The organism is Rhizobium sp. YS-1r (assembly GCF_000757525.1).
GTDB classification, from domain to species: domain Bacteria; phylum Pseudomonadota; class Alphaproteobacteria; order Rhizobiales; family Rhizobiaceae; genus Neorhizobium; species Neorhizobium petrolearium.
This window is the reverse complement of record NZ_JPYQ01000054.1, coordinates 1-7,396: the sequence shown is the minus strand read 5'-3', so window position 1 is coordinate 7,396 and position 7,396 is coordinate 1. Positions and strand designations below refer to the sequence as shown.

8 protein-coding genes are annotated in these 7,396 nt (G+C 62.1%); 1 reads left to right on the top strand and 7 read right to left on the bottom strand.

Features of this window, described 5'->3' with window-relative positions:
* Nucleotides 1-29 precede the first annotated feature (29 nt).
* From JL39_RS31770 to JL39_RS22785, 7 genes are all read right to left on the bottom strand, one after another.
* Nucleotides 30-626: a PAS domain-containing protein gene (locus tag JL39_RS31770; RefSeq protein WP_052183068.1), complete on the bottom strand. Its 597-nt coding sequence runs from the start codon at nucleotides 624-626 to the stop codon at nucleotides 30-32.
* Between the two features lie 195 nt (nucleotides 627-821).
* A complete protein-coding gene (locus tag JL39_RS32830) occupies nucleotides 822-995 on the bottom strand; it encodes a DUF4387 family protein (RefSeq protein ID WP_081952955.1) in 174 nt (57 codons plus the stop codon).
* A gap of 182 nt (nucleotides 996-1,177) precedes the next feature.
* The gene (locus tag JL39_RS22805) at nucleotides 1,178-1,933 is read right to left on the bottom strand and encodes an SDR family oxidoreductase (RefSeq protein WP_037156287.1); all 756 of its coding nucleotides are present in this window, start codon (nucleotides 1,931-1,933) and stop codon (nucleotides 1,178-1,180) included.
* A gap of 90 nt (nucleotides 1,934-2,023) precedes the next feature.
* Entirely contained in the window at nucleotides 2,024-3,388 is a 1,365-nt protein-coding gene (gene pcaB, locus JL39_RS22800) for a 3-carboxy-cis,cis-muconate cycloisomerase (protein ID WP_037156285.1), read from the bottom strand.
* Nucleotides 3,385-3,696, bottom strand: a complete 312-nt coding sequence (locus tag JL39_RS32640) for a hypothetical protein (protein ID WP_244446950.1) — start codon at nucleotides 3,694-3,696, stop codon at nucleotides 3,385-3,387. Before JL39_RS32640 ends, pcaB begins: the two co-directional genes overlap by 4 nt.
* Before the next feature lie 255 nt (nucleotides 3,697-3,951).
* The gene (locus JL39_RS22790; protein ID WP_037156281.1) at nucleotides 3,952-5,379 is read right to left on the bottom strand and encodes an NAD-dependent succinate-semialdehyde dehydrogenase; all 1,428 of its coding nucleotides are present in this window, start codon (nucleotides 5,377-5,379) and stop codon (nucleotides 3,952-3,954) included.
* Nucleotides 5,380-5,421: 42 nt separating this feature from the next.
* The gene (locus JL39_RS22785) at nucleotides 5,422-5,979 is read right to left on the bottom strand and encodes a type 1 glutamine amidotransferase domain-containing protein (protein ID WP_037156279.1); all 558 of its coding nucleotides are present in this window, start codon (nucleotides 5,977-5,979) and stop codon (nucleotides 5,422-5,424) included.
* A 184-nt stretch (nucleotides 5,980-6,163) separates the two neighbouring features.
* Between JL39_RS22785 and JL39_RS22780 the strand changes: the two genes are divergently transcribed.
* The gene (locus JL39_RS22780; RefSeq protein ID WP_037156277.1) at nucleotides 6,164-7,057 is read left to right on the top strand and encodes an AraC family transcriptional regulator; all 894 of its coding nucleotides are present in this window, start codon (nucleotides 6,164-6,166) and stop codon (nucleotides 7,055-7,057) included.
* Nucleotides 7,058-7,396: the final 339 nt, after the last annotated feature.

Here is a 7,396-nt window from a genome sequence, read left to right as displayed (position 1 = left end):
ATTGTCTGCCATCGTGTTGAAATCTGATTTCAAGGCGGCTGCCTTCTGCGCAAACCGGCGGTAATCCGGTAGGTAAGATCCCCGCCGGCAAGCGCCGACAGGCCCTGGCCGAGCGCCTCGACCGTAATCCGGTCTTCTTCCGCTTCCCTCGCCGTCTTCTCCTTCAGCAGGATTTCCTCGTGGACATCCGTCAGGGAGCCGCAGGCCCGGATGGTGATGCCATCGGCTTGATGAATGCACCCGCCGGTCGCGCGAAACCAGCGGTAGGAACCGTCCCGCATCTTCAGGCGATACGTCACATTGTATCGAGCACGTCCCGTTTTGTCCGTCAGGTGCCCGCCGAATGCTGCGAATGTCGGGGCGACATCATCGGGATGAAGGCGCTCGGACCATGACTGAACGACGTTGGGGAAATCCTTGGCGCTGTCGTAACCGATCATGCGCCGGAACTCGGCGGACCATGTCCAGCGGCTTTGTGGATGCATGGCGTCGCCATTGTGCAGGACAGCCTCCCACAAACCGATACCGCATGCCTCGTCAAGCAGGCTGGAACGCTCGCTGACAGCCTGTAGCTGGGCCTTCAATTCTGAAATATCTTTGGTCTTGCGTGTGGTGAATATAGACATGTCCCCTCCCGGATCGGCAAATGCCAAATCAGTATCGCGGATATGAAAATAGAGTCCGGTTAATTTCCAATGAAGCCCTCGCGAAGACTATTTTCACAGGCGGCGTCCACCGCTGCTCGATGTTGAGAGGTTCGGACCGGGATGACATTCCTGCAGCAGGGAAAGTGCCCATCTCGCCGCTCCCCAGCGCCCGCATCAGTCCGGAATGTCGACCTCGACATCCAGGAATGGCGCATATTGCTGGGCGCCGAAGATGTCGGCATCCCCGGGGCTGCCGCTCGGCCGCAGCCGCAAAATGGTGAACTTGATGGCCGAGGCCGGATCGTATTCGACGAAATCGGTTAGCCCTGCCGGGAGAGCATGAGGAATTGTGGGGAGGGCGTCTCCCGCCGGTCTTTGCTTTCCATTTTGCCCTCCTTACGCCCGGCCGACCTCATCGAAATTCAATGCCGGCTACATACTCTGTCTAACCCCGCCCCACAATTCCTCATGCTCCCCTGCTTCGGTCGGGAGTTGCCACCGGGTTTTGCGGCAGCCCCTGGCTGTTTTCGTCAGATCACCTGGCCGCCTGATACTTCAATCCGCTGTGCGGTAATCCAGCGGTTGTCCGGGCCGAGAAGGCTCGCCACCATGGGCCCGATATCGTCGGGGACGCCCACACGACCGAGCGCAATCATGCCGGCGAACTGTTTGTTGAGATCGGGCATGTCGCGAACGGCACCGCCGAGGAAGTCGGTCTCGATGGCCCCCGGGGCCACCGTGTTGGCGGTGATGCCGCGTTCGGCCAGTTCCTTGGCCATGTAGAGGGTCAGGATCTCGACGGCGCCCTTGGCCGCGGAATAGGCCGAGAAACCGGCAGCCGAGACACGCGTCAGGCCCGAGGAGAAGTTGACGATCCGACCGCCATCTGCCAGCAGCGGCAGCAGGGTCTGGGTGAGAAAGAAGACGCCTTTGACATGGGTGTTGAAGAGGGCGTCGAACTGGGCCTCGGTCGTCTCAGCGAAGCTTGCCATTTCGCCCTGGCCGGCATTGTTGACGAGATGGTCGAATGTGTCGCGGCCCCAAGTCGCCGACAGGGCATTGCGAACATTGTCCGCGAAGGCCTTGAATGAGGCGACGTTCGTCACATCGAGCTGCAGGGCGACCGCCTTTCGGCCGAGTGCTTCGATTTCGGCCACGACGGCTTGCGCGTCGACAGCACCACTGCGGTAGGTCAGGATGACGTCGCCGCCATGACGCGCGATGCTGACTGCGGTGTTGCGGCCGAGGCCACGGCTGCCGCCGGTGATGATGGAAACTGTATTCATATCCGTTCTCCTTCAATCCGTTTGTTGGTGACAGGAATTTTATGACAGGGGTCGCGGTCCGGCGGTTGCCGGATCCTCGGCGAGCCTTGCCTATTTCTCCAGCTCGGCACGTGGTGCGGGCTGCAGAATGCGATCGACCATCTGCGATGCAGAGCCGAGATAATTTGCGGGATCGGTGAGGTGACGCAGGCGCTCACGGCCGAGCGGTATCGCCACCTCCTGCGTCCCCGCGAGTACCTCGAAGAGCGGCCTGCCGGCTTCCACCGCGCGACGGCAGGCGGCATAGACGAGATCATGTGCGGTCTGGCGACCGGTCAGGGGGGCGAGTGCCATCATCACCGCCTCTGCGACGATCAGGCCCTTCGAGATCCCCAGGTTCGCCAGCATCCGGTCCGGATGGACGACGAGCCCGGACAGCATGAAGCTTGCTTGTAAAAGAGCCCCGAAGGTCAGGGCAAAACTTTCCGGGATGGCGGACCATTCGAGGTGCCACGGTCCCGTTGCGCGCTCGAAATCGTGGACCATTGCGTCGAGCATCAAGCCCGAATGCTGCCTCACCACTTTGGCGGCCGCGATGATGAGTTCGCAGGAGATCGGATTGCGCTTTTGCGGCATGGTACTGGACGCGCCGCGATGACGGGCAAAGGGCTCCGAGACCTCCCCAAGTTCCGTCGCCATCATGACGGAAACGTCGAAGGCGATTTTGGCAAGGCTGCCGCAGACCAGCGCAAGGACCTGCACGACCTCCGCCATGCCGTCGCGGGCGGCGTGCCAAGTGATCCTCGGGATCGCGAGGCCCAGGATTTTAGCGAGTTCCGCCTGGACGGCCAGCCCATGCTCCCCCAGGGACGCCAGCGTTCCCGACGCCCCGGAAAACTGCACCACGAGAACGCGCGGGCGCATCTGCGCCAGGCGTTCGCGATGTCGCTCAAGACCTGACAGCCAGACGCCGGCCTTATAGCCGAATGTGATCGGCAACGCCTGCTGCAGGTGGGTTCTCCCGGCCATCGGCGTATCACGATGTTCGGCGGCCAGGTTGCGCAACGCGGCAACAGTATCGTCCAGCTGCCGTTCGATGAGATCGAGCGCATGCCTGATTTGCAGGACAGTGGCCGTGTCCATGATGTCCTGTGTCGTCGCGCCCCAGTGCAGATAACCTCCGGCCTCGCCACAGGCATCGGCCATTTGCTCGACCATCGGCAGGATCGGATAGCCGACGAGCTCCGTCTCGCGCGCAAGTCGGGTCATGTCGAAACGGATCGTCCGGGCTGCGGTGGCGATCGAAGCGGCTGCGGCCTCGGGGATGAGACCAAGACGCGCTTCGGCTGTAGCGAGTGCGACTTCGGTTTCGACGCACCGGTCAACAAAGGCACTACTGTCGAACAGGCTGCGCATTTCGCCATTGACGAAGCCGCCGCCGAACAAAGGGGAGTCGAGGAGAGACAGCGAGCTCACGGCTGATCTCCGGCGGCTTCCGCCTGAGAAGGCGAGCTGAGGAAATGCACGCGCATCAATGCACGCGCACTGGCGCTTTCCTGGATGACGGTCAGGGCCACCGTCATGAGAATGAGAAGCCCGACCGACGCGCAGAAGATCGTTGATACGGAAAAAAGTGCCGCGCTCCGATTGATTTCCGCATTGGCGAGTATCGACCATCCGAGTGAAAGCAGGCTGGTCACGCCGAAGCTGCATGTCCCCAGCGTCAACAGTTCCGTCGCACGCAGCTGAAGGCGAACCCGTCGGCCGGAAAGCGCAACTGCCACGTCAGTATCCGAGTAAAGCCTGGCTGCCTTTCCGCCTTGCCCGGCGCGGAGGGACTGAAGACTTCTCCACTGATCGACCGAATGGGCATGGCGAATGTTCACCCTGTCCTGGAGAATGGCGCAAACATTCGCCAGAACGGCCGGTCCGGCCACAAATGAGAGGGGAATTGCGGGGTAATCGATGGGCAACATGGGTCGGGCTCCGCTCGCGCCCCAGGTGCCGTTCGTTCGGCACCTGGTTCGTTGCTGCTTCGGTCAGGCGAGGTTGACGTGCTTGGTGATGGTGTAGGGCTCGAGGATCTCGATGCCGCCCTCGGTCCCGATTCCGCTGTCCTTCCAGCCGCCCAGTGGGGCTTCGGGCAGATGCGCCAGGCTGCCGTTCACCGAAACGGCGCCGTATTGCAGCGCGTCGACAAGTCGGCGCTGCCTTCTGCCGTCATGGGTGAAAACATAGGCCGACAGCCCGAATTCGAGCCCGTTCGCAGCCTCAAGCATAGCCTCTTCATCGGAAAAAGGCAGGATCGGCGCGACGGGACCGAACGGCTCCTCGTGGAGGACGGCAGCGTCCTCCGGCACCTCCGTCAGGACTGTCGGAGCATAAAAGAAGCCGCGCTCACCGAGGCGTTCTCCACCGGCGAGGATGGTCGCACCCCGTTCTCGCGCATCGTCGACGAGGAGGGCTATGGCCTCGACACGCCGCTCGCTGGCCAGGGGGCCTACATCGGTGGCTGGATCCAGACCGTCTCCGACTTTCAGCCCCTTGGCGACCTCGGCAAAGCGTCTTGCAAAGGGCTGGGCAATGCTTTCCTCGACGAAGAAGCGGGAGGGGCAGAGGCAGATCTGTCCCGCATTGGTGAACTTGGCCCGCGCCAGCAGTTCCGCGGTCGCCGCCGGGTCCACATCGCCGCAGACGACGACCGGCGCATGGCCACCGAGTTCCATGGTCACCGGCTTCATGCGAAGTCCCGCCGCCGCAGCGAGCTTCTTGCCGATCGGGATCGAGCCCGTAAAGGTGATCTTCGCGATGATCGGGGACTCGATGAGCTGGGTTGAGATTTGATCGGCGTCCCCGAAGACGACGGCCAGCGCCGCCGGGTGAACGCCTGCCTCCAGCAGGGCCTCTCCCATTGCCAGGACGCAACCGGGCGTTTCCTGTGACGGCTTGCAGATGATGGCGCAGCCGGCCGCCAATGCGCCGGCGAACTTCTTGGCGGCGAGCGCCATCGGGAAGTTCCAGGGCGTCAATGCCGCGACGACGCCGATCGGATGCGGCTGGACCTCAATGCGCTGGCCAGCTTGCCGTCCCGGCACGATGCGGCCCGCGATCCGTCGGGCCTGCTCCCCTCCCCATTCGATAAAGTCGGCGGCGCGATGAACCTCGTCGCGCGCCTGGGAGAGGATCTTGCCCTGCTCCAGAGTCAAGATGTGCGCGATCCGGCCTGCGTCGCGGCGGATGATGCTGGCGGCATCCTTCAGGATGCGGCCACGCTCCCAGGCCGGCACCGCCTGCCAGGATTGCAGGCCGCGCCGGGCGGCGGCGAGCGCGTTTTCAATATCCGCCGTCGAGCTGTAGGCCACCTGTCCGAGACTGTCACCCGTGGCAGGATTAATTACATCGACGGCGGCGCCTTCCGAACCCTCGCGGTGATCACCGTTTATCAGAAGCTGAAACTTGCTCGTCATTCTCGCGTCCTCTTGATGTTCGCCAGTGCCATGCCCCGGAGGTCAGCCCTGAAGCGAGCTGACGATCGCCTTCGTGAAGGTAGGGATGTCGGACGGCATCCGGCTGGTGATGAGGTTGCCATCCACCACCACTTCGGCATCGACCACGGTCGAACCGGCGTTCTTCAGATCGGTCCGGATGGAGTACCAAGCCGTGGCGCGGCGACCGCGCAGCACATCGGCCTCGACCAGAAGCCAGGGGCCATGGCAGATCGAGGCGATCGGCTTACCGGCGGCGGCGAACCCCTTCACCAGAGCAATCGCCTTCTCGTCCATTCGCAGCTTGTCGGGATTGACCACGCCGCCGGGCAGGACGAGGGCATCGAAGTCAGCAGCGTCGATATCCGCGATCAGTCGGTCCGGCGTGATCGTCTCGCTCGACTCGTCCGAGTTGCCGGTCTCGGCATTGTAGACACAGCCGCGGATTGGGCCGCCCTTGGGCGAAGCCAAGACAACTCGCGCTCCAGCGTCGAGGAGCGACTGGCGCGGGCTGTAAAGTTCGGCATCCTCGAAGCCGTCGGTTGCCAGTACCAGGATGTTGCGGTCCTTCAGGTTGGTCATGACTTTCTCCTTGCTCATTGATCCGGAAGCCGGTCGCTTCCGAATGAGAGCAAGCTATCGCAAGCCACCCCGGTCGGGGTTGCCGCCGAATCCAGAATCCTTGCCTAATCCGCCAAGGCCGCTTGCGGGGAGGTCCGCTCGCCCTTTAGGATGTCTGCATTCTGATGGATCGGAATGGACCACAATGAACAGCACTCTCCTGGAATGCGTGTGCCGTTTCGCCGACGCCAATGCCGACAAGTACGGTGTTGCGCGCACGCCTATACCCGGGCTCTTTGCCATGCGAGCGACGGCGCCGAGCGAAATGCAATATGCGATTTCCAAACCGCTGGTCGCCCTCGTTCTTCAGGGAGCCAAGCGCGTGACCATGGGCAGCACGACCTTCGATTTCGGGGCTGGAGATTCCTTGCTGATTGCCGCCGACGTCCCGAATGTCAGCCAGATCACGCGGGCCAATGCCGGCGTCCCTTACTACTCGCTTGTTCTCGATATCGATCTGGCGGTGACGCAGTCGCTCGTCATGGACATCGGCATTGCCCAAGCGGATACGGGCGTTCCCATCCGCGTCGACCCGACAGAAGCGGAAGTCGCCGACACGGCTCTGCGCCTGATGCGACTTCTTGATCGTCCGGCTTCGATCCCTGTCCTGCAAAATCAGCTGATCCGCGAAATGCATTTCTGGCTGCTGACAGGTCGGCACGGCGCAGGCATCCGTGCGCTCGGCGTCACCGACAGCCATGCAAGCCGGATCGGGCGGTCCGTCGCTCTCATCAGAAGCGCTTATGCGGAGACGCTGACGGTGGAACAATTGGCCGAAGTCGCCGGGATGAGCCTTTCCTCATTCCACCACCACTTCCGCGTCGTCACATCTCTGTCGCCGCTCCAATTCCAGAAGCAACTGCGCCTCATCGAGGCGCGGCGGATGATGATTTCCGAAGGTGCGCCGATCAGCAATGCGGCCTATTCCGTTGGCTACGAAAGCGTGCCCCAGTTCACGCGCGAATATGGCCGGATGTTTGGAGCCTCACCCGCAAGGGATGTTCGCGACAGCTTTGGCAAGAGCCAAGTCGCGGCGTGAGACCGCCACCATTGCATCATTGAGGTCGCTGATCTGCCCCGTGGTGCCTCACGCAGACGCTGAAATTTGTAATCTGGACATAGCGGTGCTCCGTCGAGGTCACCTCGGCGGTGGCGCCTGGACATGTTTGCATATGGCTTCCTGGGTAAAGGGTCTGGAACCTGTCCCCTTCATCCGCGATCATTTGCAGTTGAACAGAATCGAACCGCGGGTAGTGCGTCTGATTATCTAACGCACTGAGAAATCAACCTTCTTGCATCGAACGATGCGGATCTTAAAGTTGTCACTAGTGTGACGTCTCAGAGATTATGACGGGTTGTTCTATGCCCAGAATTGGCA

Coding starts and splice junctions, on each gene's coding strand:
- JL39_RS22790 (WP_037156281.1), bottom strand. CDS start 5,379: ATGACGAGCAAGTTTCAGCTTCTGATAAACGGTGATCACCGCGAGGGT.
- JL39_RS22785 (WP_037156279.1), bottom strand. CDS start 5,979: ATGACCAACCTGAAGGACCGCAACATCCTGGTACTGGCAACCGACGGC.
- JL39_RS22805 (WP_037156287.1), bottom strand. CDS start 1,933: ATGAATACAGTTTCCATCATCACCGGCGGCAGCCGTGGCCTCGGCCGC.
- JL39_RS31770 (WP_052183068.1), bottom strand. CDS start 626: ATGTCTATATTCACCACACGCAAGACCAAAGATATTTCAGAATTGAAG.
- JL39_RS22780 (WP_037156277.1), top strand. CDS start 6,164: ATGAACAGCACTCTCCTGGAATGCGTGTGCCGTTTCGCCGACGCCAAT.